The following is a 16,703-nucleotide window of genomic DNA, read 5'->3' on the forward strand; positions in this document are numbered from 1 at the left end:
GGACCCGGCGCCCTACCTCGCCGCCGTGGACGCCCTGGGCCTGCGCGCCGCCGACTGCGTGGCCGTGGAGGACTCGGCGCTCGGCGTGGCGAGCGCGCACGCGGCCGGCTGCGCGGTGCTCAACGTGGCGCCGGGGCTGCGTTCCGAACTCGCGCACGCCTGGGCGCCGTCGCTGGAGCGGGTGGGCGTGGGGGAGATCCGCCGCGCGCTACGCGAGCGAGACCGCCGGGGCGCCGGGTTCGACGTGGTCGACGCACAGCACGCCGCTGAGGTGGTCCACCTCGTGTAGCACGTCACGGGCCAGCCGGCCGTGGTCGAAGGTGGCGATCGTCTCGTCGCCCGCCGGCGTGCGGTAGCTGATCACGGCGGTGCGCGGCCGGCGCAGCACGCAGCGGAAGTCGAAGAAGCTCAGGCAGCCCTCGGTCGTCTCCTCCCAGTCCAGCGTGCTGGCCGGGCCGACCTGCACGACCCGCGGGTTGATGAGCACGAGCTGCGGCGCCCCCGCGGCCCGGAAGATCGCGATCGAGCGTGGTTCGCCGATCTGCGGCGCGGCCAGCCCCATCGCGCCGGTGGTGAAGTCGTGCACCCGCTCGACCGCGTCGGCGACCGCCGTGAGCCGGTCCTGGATGCGTAGGACCTCGTCCCGCTCGTCCGGCAGTACGAACGGGCGGGTGGCCGTCGTGAGGACCGGGTCGCCCAGCTGCACGATCCCGAGCGCCGCCATCACCTCGCTCGGCCTGCGGGTGCCGAAACCCAGGTCCGGCACGGTCTTGCGGTCTGTCGCTCGGTCGGTCGTTCGCTCATGGGCCACGTCACTGGTCATCGCTGCTCCTCAGGGGCGGTTGCCGAATCGCCACGTGAACGGGCGCGAGCCGGGCGCGCAAAAAGCCGCGGTCTGGCGGGACCGCGGCGCGAAGAATCGTACGGTGCGAAGAACAGAAATGCGACGGCCCGGCTCACAGCCATCCACCCAGTGTGGGTGGCGGCGAGCCGGGTGTGAACCCTTTTTGGTCTCGTTGAACGTGAATGAATGTGTGCGATTCTTATCGGCTTATGGCGCGTTTAGGGCGGGACGGTCAGTCCAGTTCGCCGGCGGCCGACATGTACGCCCCCTCGAGGTAAACGGTGATCCAGCGCGAACGCTTGCCACTCACGATCGCATCACCGCGCCGGAGGTAGCCGCACAACCGGTGCGACACCGCCGTTCAACGGGGCTTCCGGCGGCCTGTCCATGCCCTTGTCCAGGGCTGGCTTGTCCGGGACTGTCCAGGCCTTGTCCGGGACTGTCCAGGCCCGGGCACCGGCGCGTCATGTGGAATATCGGCCTCGGACACGCCTCGTCGCACATCCAGTGCGATGCGTGGTCATCGCTGGTGGCGACGCTGATTCGCGGACGGCACCTACGTTTGACCGCGAAGGGCACCGATGAGCAATCTGTCGCGATTACTGAAGGAGAGTTGGACACTCGTCGAGGAACAGCAGGACAAGCTCGCCGGCTACTTCTACGCGCGCATGTTCCTCGACAACCCCCAGCTGCGGGACCTGTTTCCGGTACAGATGGACGTCCAGCGCTCCCGGCTGCTGGGCGCCATCGTCACGGCCGTGCAGACGGTCGACGACCCGGAGCGGTTCGGGGAGTACCTTCAGGCGCTCGGCCGGGACCACCGCAAGTTCCACGTGCGACCGGAGCACTACGACGCCGTCGGCACCGCGCTGTTCGAGGCCCTGCGCACGCACGCCGGCGACCAGTGGACACTCGAGTTCGACCAGGCGTGGCGCGACGCCTACGCCGTCATCGGGGCCAAGATGATCGAGGGCGCCGAGGCCGACTCCGGCAACCCGCCCTACTGGCACGCCGAGGTCCTCCACCACGAGCGGCGCAGCCGCGACATCGCCGTGCTCACCTGCCGGCCGCTGCAGCCGCTGGAGTACCGCGCCGGCCAGTACGTCAGCGTCGAGACCAGGTACCAGCCGCGGCTGTGGCGCGCCTACTCCGTCGCGAACGCGCCTCGCAAGGACGGCACGCTCGACTTCCATGTCCGCGCGCTCGGCGCCGGCTGGGTCTCCTCCGCCCTGGTACGCCGCGTGGGGCCGGGCGACATGCTCCGCCTGGGCGCCCCGATGGGCCGGATGACGCTGGACCGCCGATCGACGCGCGACGTCGTCTGCGTCGCGGGCGGCACCGGCCTCGCCCCGATCAAGGCGCTCATCGAGGAGATGACCCGCGCCAACCGCACCCGCTGGGTGCACGTCTTCTTCGGCGCCCGCGACCGCGACGACCTCTACGACCTCGCCTGCCTCAACCGCCTGGCGGCCCGCTACCCGTGGCTGTCGGTGGTGGCGGCCACGAGCGACGACCCGGACTTCCCCGGCGAGCACGGCAACCTCTCCGACATCGTGGCCCGCTACGGACCGTGGAACAACCACGACTTCTTCGTATCGGGCTCGCCGCCGATGGTTCGCGCGACCCTGCGCACCCTCGCCGAGATACAGGTCCCGGCGATCCGGATCAAGTACGACGCCTTCGGCGATTGCTGAACGCGGGCGGGCCGTCGAATGCGCGGTGACGGCCCGCCCGCGTTCGGAAGTACGCTGGCGCGGTGATCGACAGGCGGGCCGTGCGGGCCGAGGTGCTGCTCGTGCTCGGCGTGTCGCTGGGCAGCTCGGCGATATACGCGATCCTCAACATCGTCAACCGGCTTACGTACGTCAAGCCGCTGTCCGAGCAGACCGCCACGCTCAACCCGACCATCGTGCTCGACCGCCCGTGGCTCGACCTGCTTTACCAGCTCGCCGGGATCGGGCTCGGCGTGGTGCCGGCGCTGCTCGCCGTACACCTGCTGCGCCGCGCCCACGACCCGCTGGACATCGGCCTCGACGCCGCACGGCCCCTCTCCGACCTCGGCCGAGGCGCCGCGCTGGCGGCGCTGATCGGCCTGCCCGGGCTCGGCCTCGTCTGGGCGGCCCAGCAGCTCGGCATCAGCGCCCAGATCGTGCCCGCGGCCCTCGGCACGCACTGGTGGTCGGTGCCGGTGCTGATCCTCGCGGCCGTGGAGAACGGCGTGCTCGAGGAGATCGTCATGGTCGGCTACCTCCTGACCCGGCTGCGCGACCTGGGCTGGGGCGCATGGCCGGCGATCGTCGTGAGCGCCGCCATTCGCGGCTCGTACCACCTCTACCAGGGCTTCGGCGGCTTCATCGGCAACTTCGTGATGGGGCTGGTCTTCGGGTACTTCTTCCGGCGCACCGGTCGGGTCATGCCGCTCGTCGTCGCCCACTCGATCCTCGACATCGTCGCGTTCGTCGGATATGCGCTGCTCAAGGATCATCTCGGGTTCTTGCAGTAGGCCGAATTTCCGGTTCAGGGCAAATGCGGACAATTACCCTGACGATGTGCGCCGCATCCTTCTCGCTGTCACCCTCGCCCTGACCGCTGTTCTCGCCGTACCGCCGCCGGCTCTTGCGAAGGCCGACACGGCGCTCTACATCGTGCAGCTCGCCGGGAGTCCCGCCCTGCGGACCGAGAGCGCTCGGGCGGCCATTCGGACAAACCGGGATGTCGTACTGCGAACAGCCGGCGTCTCCCGGACCGTCCGCGACTACGAGACCGTCTTCAACGGCTTCGCCGCGGCGCTGACCGCCGAGCACCGCGAGCGCGTCGCGCGCACGCCCGGCGTCCTGCGGATCTGGAAGAACGAGCGGCGCACCGTCGACACCATCTCCACGCCGTCGTTCCTCGGCCTGACCGGCACCACTGGCACGGACAGCACGGACGGCGCGTGGGCGAAGCAGTTCGGCGACCCGGCGCGCGCCGGCGAGGGAATGATCATCGCCGACATCGACACCGGCTTCTGGCCGGAGAGCCCCAGCCTGGCCGCCCTGCCCGAGCCCCGCCCCGACCAGGCGGTCATCGACCGCAAGTGGAAGGCCGGCAGAGCCGGCAAGTGCGACGAGGGCCAGGGCCCCCCGCAGCACCGGATCACCTGCAACAACAAGGTCATCGGCGCGCGGTACTACAACAGCAGCGGCTTCGGCGACTGGAGCGGCGAGTTCCAGTCCCCGCGCGACTACGACGGGCACGGTACCCACACCGCGACCACGGCGGCCGGCAACCATGACGTGCCCGCCACCATCAACGGCAAGCCGGTCGGGCGGGTCTCCGGCATGGCCCCGGCCGCGCGGATCGCGGTGTACAAGGCCCTGTGGCGCCAGGCCGACGGCGAGGGCTCCGGCGGCACCGCCGACCTGCTCGCCGCGATCGACGACGCGGTCGCCGACGGCGCCGACGTCATCAACTACTCCGTCGCCGGCTCCAGCACCCTCGTGGTCGACCCGGTCGGGCTGGCCTTCTTCAACGCCGCCGCAGCCGGCGTGTTCGTCGCCACGTCGGCCGGCAACTCCGGCCCGGACACCTCCACGGTCGCGCACAACGCGCCGTGGGAGACGACGGTCGCGGCGAGCTCGCACGACCGCGGCGCCCTCAAGAACGTGACGCTGGGCAACGGCCGGACGTACACCGGCGCCGGCCAGGGCGCCGCCGTGCCCGACGCGCCGCTGGTCGACTCCGTCGTTGCCGGCCGGGCCGGCGCCGCGGCGGACAAGGTCGAGCTGTGCTACCCGGGCACGCTGGACCCGGGCAGGGTCAAGGGCCGGATCGTCCTCTGCAAGCGGGGCGTCAACCCGCGCGTGGACAAGAGCATCGCCGTGCGCGACGCCGGCGGCGTGGGCATGATTCTCTACAACGCCACCGAGAACTCCCGCAACGCCGACTACCACGTCGTTCCCACCGTGCACGTGGACCAGGTGGCCGGGGCGGCGATCAAGGAGTACGCCGCCGGGACCGCCCCGCACGCGTCGCTCTCGGCGAGCACGACCACGGTGCCGCGCGCGCCGGCGATGGCCGCGTTCTCCTCGGCCGGCCCCGCCGAGGCGGGCGACGGGGACCTCATAAAGCCCGACATCACCGCGCCCGGCGTGGACATCGTCGCCGGCGTCTCCCCGGCCGGTCACCACGGCAACCTCTACGACGGCGAGTCCGGCACCTCGATGTCGAGCCCGCACATCGCCGGCATCGCCGCCCTGCTGCGCGCCAAGCACTCGGACTGGTCGCCGGCCGCGATCAAGTCGGCGCTGATGACCACGGCCGGCGCGCTCGACAACTCCGGCGGGGCCATCCAGCGCGGCGCGGCCGACGCCACCCCGCTCGACTACGGCTCCGGCCACGTCCGCCCGGCGCGCGCGTTCGACCCCGGCCTCGTCTACGACGCGGGGGCGACGGACTGGGCGCGGTACGCCTGCGGGATCGGCCAGATGCAGCAGGTCAGCGACTGGTGCCCGAGCATCGGCAGCATCGACCCCAGCGACCTGAACTACCCGTCGATCGGGATCGGGTCGCTGCCCGGCACGCAGACCGTCACGCGCACGGTCACCAACGTCACCGACCTGCCCAGCGTCTACGTCGCCGCGGTCTCGCCCCCGCCCGGCACGACCGTCGAGGTCACCCCGTCGACGATCACCGTCCCCGCCGGGCGCCAGGCCACCTTCAAGGTCACCATCCGGCGGACCGACGCGGCCTACGGCAGGTACACCTTCGGCTCGCTCACCTGGACCGACCTGCGCGGCCACGCAGTGCACAGCCCGATCGCGGTCCGCCCGGTCGCGCTGTCCGGCCCCGGCGAGATCACCGGCACCGGCGCCGCCGGCCACGCCACGATCGACCTGCTCGGCGGCTACAGCGGGACGGTCACGGCCCACCCGTACGGCCTGGCCGCCTCCAGCGTTCACGAACAGCGGCTGATCGGCGGCACCGCCGCCTTCTCCCCGGCGGCGCCCGGCCTGTCGCCCGCCGTCTTCTCGTTCGAGTTCACGCTGCCGCCCGCGACCAAGCTCGCCCGGCTCTCGACCTACGCCGCCGACCACGCCCGCGGCACCGACCTCGACCTGTACGTCTACCAGGACGGCAAGCTCGTCGGCCGTAGCGACGGCGGCACGGCCGACGAGGAGGTGCCGCTCACGGGCGGTTCCGGGACCTATCAGGTGTACGTCGTACAGTTCGCCCTGCCGTCTTCGCTCACCGAGCAGGTCGTGAAGGCGCACCTGTTCCTGGTCGGCAGCCCGCTGACCGGCAACCTCACGGTGACCCCGAAGCTCCGCCCGGTCTCGCCCGACCAGTCGATGACCTTCGACGTGAACTGGCACGGCCTGGACCCGGCGAAGCGCTACCTGGGCATGATCGAGTTCGGCGACGGCACGGCGGCGCGCGCCTGGACGACCGTGGTGGTCGCCCCGTAGCCCCTTGTTTCAGCCTCGGGTGTTGCGATAGAACCGCACCGCGCGCGCCGCGAGCTGTTCGGTGCTGCGCGCGGCCGTGACATAGCCCACGACCGCCCCGGCGCCCGGGACGACCCGCCGCGCGAGCCGGGCCGTCGCCACCCGCACGATCCCGGCGCCGACCACCCGGGCCAGCGGCGCTGTCCTGCGCGCGGCGCCGGCCCACAGGTTCGTCGGGGCGCCGTCCACCGAAGCCTCGGCGGTCTCGACCGTGCCGTGGACGCGCTGCAGGACCAGCAGTTCGGCCGCGCGTCGCCGGTCCTCGGGGTCGTGGCCGTACGCGGCGGCCAGGTGGAGTACCAGCTCCGCCTGTAGCCAGCCGCGACCGGCGGCCTCGACGACGAGCCCGGCCGACCCCGCGAGGCCGCCCGCGAACCCCTGCCACCGCGCCCGCTGGACGAACTCGCGGGTAATGGCTCGCGATACAGCGTCGCCGTCCGCGTCCGGATAGCTGACCCGGTACCACTCGACGCGCCGGCGCGCCTTGCCCCCGAGCCGCTCGACGGCCGCGAGCGCGAGCACCTCCGAAAGGAACGCCGGATTGACGGCGCCCTCATGAAACCCGGCGTTGCCAGCGACTTCGGGCGACTCGTTCATTTTGTCTGGTTTTGCGCTGACTGGTTCTGCGCTGATTTGGTCATCATTGATGGGCGGCACGGCGACCGCGACGATCGGCTCCGGTTCCGGCCCGGTAGCCGCCACGACACCTTCGAAAACCGGCGGGGTGACGTTCGTCACTGCGGTTCCCTTCTTCACGGCGCCGGCCTTCTTGGCGGCGGCCTTCTTCGCCACGACCCTCGCCTCGGTGCCGTCCGCCGCGTCCGCCATCTTCACCGGAGTCGCCCTTTTGGCGGAAGTCGCCTTCTTGGCTGGGGTCGCTTTCTTGGCGGAAGTCGCCTGCTTGGTGGGGGTTGCCCTCTTGGGCGGCGTGGCCTTCTTCGCGGCGGACGTCTTCTTGACCGGGGCGACCATGACCGGCGGTGCCTCGTCGGGTTCCGGCCGCTGGTCCAACGGGTCCGCGGGCTGCTTCGCTGGCTCTGCGGGTTGTGCCAGCTGCTCTGCGGTTTGCTTCGCCGGCTCTGCGGGTTGTGCCGGCCGTTCTGTGGGCTGCTTCGCCGGTTGTGTCGGCTGCTCCGCGGGTTGTGCTGGCTGCTTCGCGGCTTGCTTCGTCGGCTCTGCGGGTTGTGCCGGCTGCTCTCTGGCTTGCTTCGCCGGTTTTGCGGGTTGTGTCGGCTGCTCCGGTGGCTGCGTCGATCGCTCCGGGGGCGGGCCGGCGTGGAGCGGGGTGGGTGCCACCGTGGGCTGGACCGGCGCGAATGGGCTGGTCGGCGTGGACGTCCGTGGGCGGGGCGGCACCTGCGGCGCGTCGTCGGCCGGCGCGTCCTGTGGGGGCGGCTCGAACCGCAGCGCCGTGTCGCCGAGCGCCTTGGCTCGGGTGGTGCGGGCCGGACGGGCGGCCTTTGGCGGTACCGATTCCGGGCTTGTGGATCTTGTCACTTTCCGACGGCCCGGCGGAGTCGCGTCCTCTCCCATCTAGCGAGCGTAATGGCCAATGGCCCTGAGCACCTGTTCTGCGCGGGGCCGGTCCCGCGCCGGGGGAGGGTGTACCCGCTTTGCCGGTCGCCGTGGGCTGCCTGTATCCTCGGACGGCGGTCCCCGGTGACGGGGGCTGTTGGAGGCTTCGCCTAGTTCGGTCTATGGCGCCGCACTGCTAATGCGGTTTGGGTCTTAAAGCCCATCCCGGGTTCGAATCCCGGAGCCTCCGCGCAAAACCTGGTGTGTACACTAGGCCAAGCACCGAGCGCCCGTAGCTCAACGGATAGAGCATCTGACTACGGATCAGAAGGTTAGGGGTTCGAGTCCCTTCGGGCGCGCAACATCAAGAGGCGGTTGACCTGCGAAAACGCAGATCAACCGCCTCTTGTTATGCGTCCACTGCGGACGTGAAGTGTTCCGTAAGCGATCGGCCGGTTCGGAAGCGTCCAGACCGGTATGTGCTGGTCGGCGTGGGTCCGTGTCGTCCGGTCTTCACGACGACCGGCACGCCAGCCAGAGCTCCGGCGCACACGGCGGCCTTGCCAGTGACGTCCAGGAGATCGCCGGGGGGTCACGCACTCTCCGAGAAGACGGTGCCGGTCCTGCGGGAGGCTGGCGTGATCCACCAGAGGAATGAGGGAACCCGGCTCGCCAATTGGTGACCGCAGCCGCGCCGCAGATAGTGCTCTGTCATCTGTGGCATCCTCGATCACGGCCTGTACGCCCCGGCACCGGATGTCCTGCCGTTCGCGGTGGAGATCGTGCTGCTGCTTCCGGCCCGCGGCGGCAATCACAGGACTGCCGGCCGCATCTTCAAGGACCCGGTGGCGCCCCCGTCGCCCCGAGATCCCTGCCACGATGTGGGCCACCTTCGCGACCAGTGGGACGTCGAGCTTCCTCGCGTTCGCCGTGATTGGGCTCTGCCTCACCCTCATCCCCACCTACGTCACTACTCTCGCAGGCAGCAAGAACCTGCTTCTGGGCGGTGCCGCCGTGGCACTGATGCTGCTCTGCTCTGCTCCGCGCTCGCCCAACTCCTCGGCTACGGCAAACAGGCCCGAAACCTGGAGCTTGCCGGCCTCCCCCTCCTGACCGCCGGACTGGTACTGCTGGCCCTCGCGGGCGGTCTGTCCTCGCTGCCATTGCTGCTCGTCGCGACCGTGATCGGCGGCACCAGCCAGGGACTTGCGTTCCTCGGCGGTCTCACTGCGGTCAACCAGGCCGGCCCCCACCGACCGCCGCGCCGAAGTGCTGTCCAGCTTCTACATGATCATCTACCTCGGCGTCGGCCTGCCGGTCATCGGCGGCGGCGTCCTCGCCACCGTCACCGGACTTTCATCGCCGTGCAGTGCTTCGCCGCCGTGGCCGCTGCACTCTGCGTGGTGGTGCTGTTTGTCCTCGCCCGAGGGCATCGCCGCGCTTCTGCCGTTGCGTCGTCGGCTCCCATCGATACCGCCGCTAACTGGCGCCAGGCCACAACCACTTTGGTGTTCTGCCTGCGGTCGGTAGAGCGGGCCCGGCTACCCATCGAGGGCAGCACATGGGATGGGTACGTGATGAGTACTGACCGCCTCGGTCAGGTCGGCCTGCCGGATGGCAGGGCCTACAAGTCTGCTCCGGTGGTGAACATCGCGGCCATGGCGGCGAACATCCGGGTGTGTGCTTGTGCGGCTTCGGTGGCTACGAGCCGCCGCAGCGGCCATGGTGCGTGGATGGTCAGCGTTTCCCGGATGGTGGTCGCGTCGCCGGTCGGGGTGAACGTCACCTGCCCGGCCAGCCGGATTCGCGGCGCCTGACGCGCGAGCGTGGCGATCGGACCGTCGGGTGGTGCGGAGATCCGTACCCGGTAGGTAAAGCGGATCCGCAGGCCCGCCACGACCATCCGGTCGGTGACAAGGTAGTCGGTGATCACGGTACCGTCCGCTGCGAGGGCGGTGCCGACCTGGCGCACTGCGACGATCAGCGGGTGGACCAGGCGCAGGTTGGTCAGGTCCAGGTACCAGGCGCGGACCGCCGCCGGCCGGCCCGGGATGGTGGCGGTGATGACACGAGACACGGTGCGCGACATAGCGCCTACACTGCCATCGAGGGCGTGGCGGTGGAACGGTGCAGCGACCAGCTCATGATCGCCCACGCTCGTCGGCTTCTCCGGACGCCGCGCAGGCGCTCCACGAGGACTGAAACCCACGCGGAGTGACCGTGCGCGGTCAGGCCAGCGCACCCGGACAGCGGCAGATCCGCGCACCGCGACAGTATGCAGATCGTCTGGCCACGGCGGGGCGGAGCCGAGACCGACCGGGAGTCGTCACCGGTGGCCATCCCCGGTGCAACTGCGTACAGGTCGCTCAGGGCGTTTGGCCGGACCAGCACAGGTGCACTCCCGCATCCGCCGGCCAAGCGAGCGCCGTGGAAGTGGCTCGATGACGGGGCCAAGACGCTTCATACGCGTCGTTCGGGTTGCCCGCCTTCTTCGGCGCGCGCAGGGCCGAGGATCTTCCGTAGATCCGCCATCCCGTCTTCGCCGAGCAGAGCGGGGGCGGTCTCCAGGATCAGCTGGACGCTCTCGCCGATCTGCTTCTGCATCGATGCCAGGGTGGCGCTGTCCAGCTCCGGTGTATCGCCACCGTCTTCTATCCGCGCATTGCGCACGATCGCGATCTGCTGCTCGCTGAACAGCCGGGCAGCCAGCGCCGCGACGATACGCTGCCGCGCTTCCGCCCGGCTCATACCAGCCCTGTACGCCTCGATAGCGGCAGCCACATCATGCGACGCATCCACAGGCATAACCTCCACCACACCGGCCTCCACCGGCACGGCTTGCACCAGCGCGGCGTCTGCTGGTGCGGCTTCCACCGCGGTGTGCGACTCGACCTCGACGACCGGCTTGCCCTTTTTGCGAGTCAGCCTGTTCCACGCTGATGACGCGGTTGACCCGACAGCCGAGCCGGCCGACGCCACCGCGGAGCCAGCCGATACTGCGGCCGAACCCACGGCAGACCCGGCCGATACGGCAGCCGTACCGACAGCGGAGCCAGCCGACGCCACCACCGACCCGATAGCGGAGCCAACCGATATCGCAGCCGAGCCCACGGCAGAGCCAGCCGACGCCACAGCCGATCCGACAGCCGGGACGGCCGACGCTACCGCCGAGGCGGCGGCCGGGACGGCGGTTTCGGTCACCCACTTTTCGACGTGCGGCTTCGCCACTTCCATGACTTTCAGCGTCACCGCGGCAGCGACCGCGACAGCAACCTCGCGCAGGAAGTTCTCGCCCCCGTCGATTGGGCGGAGAGTAACGTGACCCAGGTTGTTCGTGGCGCCGTCACGGGTCAGTGGGCTGAATGAACCGAGCTTCGTCGCCGATCGGGACAGATGCGCCCCGTCCTCCCAGTCGACCCACATCTTCTCCGTAGGCATCCGCCACCCCCGCAGCACTTTCCCACGGCGCCGCCAACCCCACGCCACGACACATCGAGCCACATCATCCCAGAAGCACCGCAGACCATGGCACCGGACAAGATCCGCAAAGCTTTGACCACTCCGGCGATTGCCACCTCGTTGACATTCGGGTCTCGACAGCGAACGCTGCCGTCAGCGGGCCAAGACGCAGCACTCGGTCCGAGTGCCCCCGGAATGCGGCAGATGCGCGCGTCGCCCTGCTCGAGCCTCGCCTTGCGTCGAAGCATGTGTGCGGCATGCTTCGGCCTGAGGCCGTCGGCAAGGGGCGGAGGTTCGCCGCGGGAGCGGTCGCGTTGCTACTCACCCAGAACCGGACTGCAGGCCGGTGTGCACGCCGAACAACACACAGCAGCCGTACCGTCCGGACAGATGCGCGCGAACATCGACCCAGCAGTCGTCTCCGCCGTGCCCGACTGAGGCACTATCGCGTGGTAGGCGTTGTCGGCATGAAAATAAATAGGAGAACCATGACGATCGACGCGGCTATCCCGACGCAGCCAAGGACGAGCCCTATCATCGCCTTGCCGTGGTCATTCGAGCTGCGCAGCCCGGGTCTACTTAACACGACCGCAGCGATTCCTAATAGACCTCCAATGCCGAAACAAACCGACAAGGGAATGGATGCGATGGCTAGTACCAGGGACGCGATGGTGGTCGTGCGCGTATCACGACCAGGTGCCGTCGTTGGCGCGGACGGCAGCGGCGGCACTCGCACGGTCGGGGATGACGGCGCCCTGGGATCCCAGCGGAACTGCAGCGGAAGATCTGCAAGTTGACTCATGAGCTCATCCGCCGTCTTCGCTGCTGTCACGATGCTCATCCGCTGCTCGAATTCGGGCAGGTCGAGATAGCCCTCCTGAAGGGCATTGCCCAGAAGGTCGAGGACATGAGTCCGTTGTGCGTTCCCGATGCGTTCGTTCATCTGGCTTCACCTGGCACCGGCGGATTCTCCCAGAACACACCCTGACGCCGCGTCCCCCGATTTACCGACGACAAGAGCACCCTCGGCCAAATTTTCAACGAATCATCGACGCCCTCCGTGACGTTCCGCAGGTCCGCGCGATGCATGCACCGAGATCGCGCCCGACCTGGACGAATACGTGCACGGCGGGGTGGACCGGCGGGTGGACCGGACCTGGCCGGCCCAAGCGCCGACGACCCGAACTCGCCGACCGTGCCGCGCTCGCGGCCTCCGGCGGGCCGCCGCGGTGCAGATACGCGAGCCGCAACGTCCGCACATCGGCATGTGTGCTCACCCGATCATGGCCGGAGGGCCTCGGCTGACGCCTTGTGATCGCCTTCCTCTTCCTCCAGCGAATGGCACAGGGGTGATCGGGTTGGCGCGGTAGGAGGCCGTTCTCATCAAAGATCGGTTTCGCTATCACGCTTGATATGCAGGTAATCCTCGTTCACCTTCAGTGTGTCGACGCTGGTGGACTGGTCCTGTACCACCTGGCGTCAATTGATGTTCGGAGGTAGGCGAGTACCGCGGTGACGCGGCGGTGGCTGCTGTCGTCCGGGGGCAGGTCGAGCTTGGTGAAGATGTTGCTGACGTGCTTGTGCACGGCGCGTTCGGTGACGTGGAGGCGGGCTGCGATCGTGCCGTTGGTGTGCCCCTCGGCCATGAGGGCGAGGACTTCCCGTTCGCGCGGGCTCAGCTCGTCCAGCCGGCTTGGTCGGCGGTCTGCGACCAGCTGTGCGATGACCAGTGGGTCGACGGCGGTGCCGCCTGCGGCGACGCGACGCATCGCGTCGAGGAAGTCGTCGACCCGCGATACCCGGTCTTTGAGCAGGTAGCCGACGCCGCCTCGACCGTCGGCGAGCAGTTCGGCCGCGTAGGCGCGCTCCACGTACTGGGAAAGCACCAGCACCGGCAGGCCGGGGTGGGTCTGGCGTGCGGCGCGTACGGCACGGAGGCCCTCGTCGCTGAAGGTGGGCGGTAGCCGGATGTCGACGAGGGCGATGTCGGGCCGGTGCTGGTCGACCGCGGCGAGGAACTCGTCGACCCGGTCGACGGCGGCGGCCACCTCGAAGCCGGCGGTGGACAGCAGCAGCCCGAGTCCTTCCTGTAGCAGCACGTTGTCTTCGGCGATTACGACGCGCACGGCAGTTCCACCCGCAGTGTCGTCGGGCCACCTGCGGGACTGTGCAATGTGGACCTTCCGTCCAGGGCTGCGGCCCGGTCTGCCACACCGGCGAGGCCAGTGCCGCCCGACGGGTCGGCCCCGCCCCGGCCGTTGTCGGTCACCTCCACCACCAACCGGTCGCCGCCTTGGTCGAGGGTCAGCGTGACCTCGGTGGCGCCGCTGTGTTTGACGACGTTGGTCAGCGCCTCGGCCGCGATGAAGTATGCGGCGCTTTCCACGGCGGCAGGCAACCGCATCAGTGCTCCGATCGACGTGCGGACCGGCACCGGGGATTCGGCGGCAAGTGTCCGTACAGCCTCGGCCAGTCCCCGGTCGGCGAGGATCGGGGGGTAGATGCTGCGAACCACCTTGCGGAGTGCGGCCAGGGTGTGTTCGACGCCGTCATGAGCCCGCTCGATGAGCTGGTTGGCGGTGTCCGGGTCGGTGTCGCGTTGCCGCTGCGCGAGGCCCAACTGGATCGCCACCCCGACAAGGCGGGCCTGTATGCCGTCGTGCAGGTCCCGCTCGATGCGGCGCAGCTCGGCTGCGTGGGCATCCAGGGCGGCCGCACGGGTGCTCGAGAGCTGCTCGACCCGCACGGTCAGGCGGTCGCGGGCCGAGGGGGCCAGCAGTACCCGGTATGCCTTGGCCTGTGCCGCCGCGAGAACCGGCCCGGCCCAGATCAGTAGTGCCGCCGAGCCGGCGGCGATTGGCAGCGGCACGGCCAGCGCCCGCGTCCAGCTGTCGATCGTGACGAAGAAGTTGATCGGGGCGCCGTCCGGCACCCACCACACCAGCGTGACGACGGGTGCGGTGATCGCGCACAGCCACGCGGCCAGGCAGCACAGGGCCAGCGAGGTGCCGGCCATGGCGTGCAGCACGAGCCATAGCAGGTCTCGCCATGTTGCCGGGTCACTTGCCAGCGTGCGCAGCTGCGCGAACGAAGAGCCGGAGGGCTCGGCGTACCGCTGCGGCACCGCACCCCCCAGCAGTCGTCCCGCCCGGCGCCGCTCGACGGCGACCAGCAGCCGGACGACCCGTATCGCCTCCACCAGCAGTGGCACCCCGATCAGTACAAGGCACAAGGCTCCGGCCATCGCGAGGGCGAGCATCGCGCCGGCCGCGGCCACCGCCGTGACACCGCCGCGCAGCAGGTACGCCGTCGCCCGCCCCGCCCGTCGCATAATTCCATTGTCGTCGACCGGCCCGGAGGTAGCGGTGGCCGTCATTCCCGGCTGCCGGCGAAGGTCACGGCGGGCTGTCGGGTGGCCGCCAGGGTCGTGAGGATGCTGGTCACCCCGACGACCAGGGACGTTCCGGCGAAGAGGGCGGCGAACAGCAGCCACGGTGCCGGCTGCGGCCAGCCCGCCGAGTACGACCCCCGCGACGACGACGGCCAGCGATTCCCACAGCCCGGCCACTGTGGACACCCGGCCGAGCCCGGCCGCCCGGATACGGTCGGCGACCGCGGCTGGGTCGACGTCGACGTCGACGTCGACGTCGACACGCACCATGTACCGCTGCTCGCCATGACACCAAGTCCAGCGCGAAAAGTTGCCGGTCACAGTGACACCACCCGGCGTCCTGTGGTGTAGCTGGCACCACCCCGCTTCCGGATGACCGCGACACTGCGCAGGCCTCCGGTGCGCTTCTACCGTCAAGTCCGCGTCAGACGTCATGGGACGCCGACAACACACCGACACCCAGCCAGCGTCGGATGCGGCTGGCGAATTCATCCGACAAGACACCTTGTGATCGGCGGACCGAATGACCATCATGATCGATGCACGAGCGGCAAGCCTCGGGGATCGCCTGAGAAAGCGAGGCCTGACGGCCTTCCTGCTGATCTCGTTCGGCATCGCCTGGGGCTGGGAGGCGGTGGCCCACCTGGTGCTCGGCTGGTCGCTGGTCAACCCGCTGGTGCAAGTGCCGGCCGGGTTCGCGCCGGCGATCGCGGCGCTGGTGGTCCGGCGCTGGGTCACCCGGGAAGGTTTCACGGACGCCGGCTCACGCCTGCGGCTGCGCGCCGCCTGGCCGTACTATCTGCTGGCGTGGCTGGGCCCGCTCGCCGTCGCCGCCGCGGTGGTTGGCCTCGCCGCGGCGACCGGGCGATGGAGGCCTTCCGTCGGCGCTGTAGGGGACCTGGTTCCGGGCGTACCCGTCTGGGCCGTGCCGCTGCTGCTCTGCGTGCTCGCCCTGATCACCACCGTGGTCTTCTGGGGCGAAGAGTTCGGCTGGACCGGATATCTGCTGCTGCGCATCTGCCCTGGCCGTCCACGCCGCGCCGCATTGGTGGCCGGCCTGATCGCGGCGGTCTGGCACTACCCGCTGGCTTTTCTCGGCTACGTCGAATACCGGCATCTGGCCTTGGGCCTGATCGGATGGACGGTGTGGATCATGTGCCAGGAGATCATCCTGGCCTGGCTGCGGGCCCGCAGCCGCAGCATCTGGCCGGCCAGCCTGGCGCACGCCGGTAACAATCTGGTGCTGGCCCCGCTGACCACCGCGCTGCTGCTCGGCCCGGGAGGCTTCGGCGAGAACGGCATACAGCTGCTGATTGTGCTGGTGCTGGCAACCGTCGCGGCCGGCCCGTTCCTGCGAACCGGCCGGGAACAATGAATCGAAGTCTTGCATCGCTGCCGGGATTGGCGCGTAACCGGTCGTAGCAGGACCTGAGCGCGATGGTGAGCGCGTCGATCAACGTGCTCAGTGTGTACCGGGCCGAGGCGACCAGCCGGATGCTGCGCACGTCACCGTTGACGAAGTGGCCGAGTTCGTGGGCCAGCAGCGCGATCCGCCGCTGTGGGGGCAACGCGGCCCACAGCGGCAGGCCGACGCACAGCACCCGGCGTCGGCCCCGGGCGGCCGGCCGACGCGTTGACGTCAGGTTCCACTCGCAGGCGGTGCACCACGGTACCTCCGGCGCCGCCACCACCAACGGCGCCGAACAGCTATCAGGGTGGTTACCCGCCGCCGCCAAACATTCGGGTCAGTTGTTTGACCGAGGAAATCTGACCGGTGGCGGCGTCGTGGGGCGCCGCCACCGGCTGGTGCGACGTGCCGGGGTGCACGGCAGACAGGGCGGCCAAGAGGGCGAGCATGAGCAGGGCGTCCCAGTTGCTGAGGACCGCGCCCGCGAGGCCGCCGGGTTCGTGCGGGTTGTAGGCGTAGAACGAGATGACGCTGAAGGTCACGGTGAGGTAGACGACGGCTGCGCCGAGCAGCGGCGGCCAGCGCAACGGTCGGGAGCCG

The 16,703-nt window shown here is 69.8% G+C and carries 12 protein-coding genes, 2 tRNA genes and 1 pseudogene; 7 read left to right on the plus strand and 8 right to left on the minus strand.

Features of this window, described 5'->3' with window-relative positions:
• Positions 1–289: pseudogene (locus ABT297_RS40440) on the plus strand (hypothetical protein); the annotation flags it as partial.
• On the opposite strand, the gene ABT297_RS40445 reads toward ABT297_RS40440, so the two are convergent.
• Positions 209–823, minus strand: coding sequence for a peptide deformylase (locus ABT297_RS40445; protein WP_350558572.1), 615 nt, complete (start codon positions 821–823; stop codon positions 209–211). The pseudogene ABT297_RS40440 and the gene ABT297_RS40445 overlap by 81 nt on opposite strands.
• A 602-nt stretch (positions 824–1,425) precedes the next feature.
• Between ABT297_RS40445 and ABT297_RS40450 the strand changes: the two genes are divergently transcribed.
• The 3 genes from ABT297_RS40450 to ABT297_RS40460 all read left to right on the plus strand — a co-directional run bounded on the left by ABT297_RS40450 (position 1,426) and on the right by ABT297_RS40460 (position 6,291).
• Entirely contained in the window at positions 1,426–2,538 is a 1,113-nt protein-coding gene (locus tag ABT297_RS40450) for a globin domain-containing protein (protein WP_350558575.1), read from the plus strand.
• A gap of 62 nt (positions 2,539–2,600) precedes the next feature.
• Positions 2,601–3,347, plus strand: coding sequence for a CPBP family intramembrane glutamic endopeptidase (locus ABT297_RS40455; RefSeq protein WP_350558578.1), 747 nt, complete (start codon positions 2,601–2,603; stop codon positions 3,345–3,347).
• 46 nt (positions 3,348–3,393) lie between these two features.
• Positions 3,394–6,291, plus strand: a complete 2,898-nt coding sequence (locus ABT297_RS40460; RefSeq protein WP_350558581.1) for a S8 family peptidase — start codon at positions 3,394–3,396, stop codon at positions 6,289–6,291.
• A 9-nt stretch (positions 6,292–6,300) separates the two neighbouring features.
• Here the strand turns inward: ABT297_RS40460 and ABT297_RS40465 are convergent, their stop codons facing one another.
• A complete protein-coding gene (locus tag ABT297_RS40465; RefSeq protein WP_350558584.1) occupies positions 6,301–7,302 on the minus strand; it encodes a hypothetical protein in 1,002 nt (333 codons plus the stop codon).
• 702 nt (positions 7,303–8,004) lie between these two features.
• Between ABT297_RS40465 and ABT297_RS40470 the strand changes: the two genes are divergently transcribed.
• Together ABT297_RS40470 and ABT297_RS40475 are read left to right on the plus strand one after the other, a co-directional pair.
• A tRNA-Ser gene (locus ABT297_RS40470) sits at positions 8,005–8,095 on the plus strand.
• Between the two features lie 36 nt (positions 8,096–8,131).
• A tRNA-Arg gene (locus ABT297_RS40475) sits at positions 8,132–8,204 on the plus strand.
• Between the two features lie 1,265 nt (positions 8,205–9,469).
• Here the strand turns inward: ABT297_RS40475 and ABT297_RS40480 are convergent.
• From ABT297_RS40480 to ABT297_RS40500, 5 genes are all read right to left on the minus strand, one after another.
• Positions 9,470–9,922 (minus strand): SRPBCC family protein, encoded by a 453-nt coding sequence (locus ABT297_RS40480; protein ID WP_350558587.1) that lies wholly within the window; start codon positions 9,920–9,922, stop codon positions 9,470–9,472.
• A gap of 383 nt (positions 9,923–10,305) precedes the next feature.
• The gene (locus ABT297_RS40485; RefSeq protein ID WP_350558590.1) at positions 10,306–11,283 is read right to left on the minus strand and encodes a hypothetical protein; all 978 of its coding nucleotides are present in this window, start codon (positions 11,281–11,283) and stop codon (positions 10,306–10,308) included.
• A gap of 463 nt (positions 11,284–11,746) precedes the next feature.
• On the minus strand, positions 11,747–12,247 hold the full coding sequence (locus tag ABT297_RS40490; protein ID WP_350558593.1) for a DUF1707 domain-containing protein: 501 nt from the start codon (positions 12,245–12,247) through the stop codon (positions 11,747–11,749).
• Positions 12,248–12,740: 493 nt separating this feature from the next.
• Positions 12,741–13,430, minus strand: a complete 690-nt coding sequence (locus ABT297_RS40495) for a response regulator (RefSeq protein ID WP_350558596.1) — start codon at positions 13,428–13,430, stop codon at positions 12,741–12,743.
• Entirely contained in the window at positions 13,418–14,965 is a 1,548-nt protein-coding gene (locus ABT297_RS40500; protein ID WP_350558599.1) for a sensor histidine kinase, read from the minus strand. The genes ABT297_RS40495 and ABT297_RS40500 overlap by 13 nt, the downstream gene beginning before the upstream one ends.
• A 253-nt stretch (positions 14,966–15,218) precedes the next feature.
• Here ABT297_RS40500 and ABT297_RS40505 point away from each other — a divergent pair, with 253 nt between their 5' ends.
• A complete protein-coding gene (locus ABT297_RS40505) occupies positions 15,219–16,070 on the plus strand; it encodes a CPBP family intramembrane glutamic endopeptidase (protein WP_350558602.1) in 852 nt (283 codons plus the stop codon).
• A gap of 344 nt (positions 16,071–16,414) precedes the next feature.
• Here ABT297_RS40505 and ABT297_RS40510 read toward each other — a convergent pair.
• Positions 16,415–16,703: hypothetical protein (locus ABT297_RS40510; protein WP_350558605.1), on the minus strand; the 289-nt coding region annotated here is incomplete at its 5' end.

Origin of the sequence: Dactylosporangium sp. NPDC000555 (assembly GCF_040300025.1) — a bacterium.
Classification (GTDB): Bacteria; Actinomycetota; Actinomycetes; order Mycobacteriales; family Micromonosporaceae; genus Dactylosporangium.

Bases quoted from the DNA above. Each gene is read 5' to 3' on its own strand.
- ABT297_RS40450 (WP_350558575.1), top strand. From the start codon at position 1,426: ATGAGCAATCTGTCGCGATTACTGAAGGAGAGTTGGACACTCGTCGAG.
- ABT297_RS40445 (WP_350558572.1), bottom strand. From the start codon at position 823: ATGACCAGTGACGTGGCCCATGAGCGAACGACCGACCGAGCGACAGAC.
- ABT297_RS40505 (WP_350558602.1), top strand. From the start codon at position 15,219: ATGACCATCATGATCGATGCACGAGCGGCAAGCCTCGGGGATCGCCTG.
- ABT297_RS40485 (WP_350558590.1), bottom strand. From the start codon at position 11,283: ATGCCTACGGAGAAGATGTGGGTCGACTGGGAGGACGGGGCGCATCTG.
- ABT297_RS40490 (WP_350558593.1), bottom strand. From the start codon at position 12,247: ATGAACGAACGCATCGGGAACGCACAACGGACTCATGTCCTCGACCTT.
- ABT297_RS40465 (WP_350558584.1), bottom strand. From the start codon at position 7,302: ATGGTCGCCCCGGTCAAGAAGACGTCCGCCGCGAAGAAGGCCACGCCG.
- ABT297_RS40500 (WP_350558599.1), bottom strand. From the start codon at position 14,965: ATGGTGCGTGTCGACGTCGACGTCGACGTCGACGTCGACCCAGCCGCG.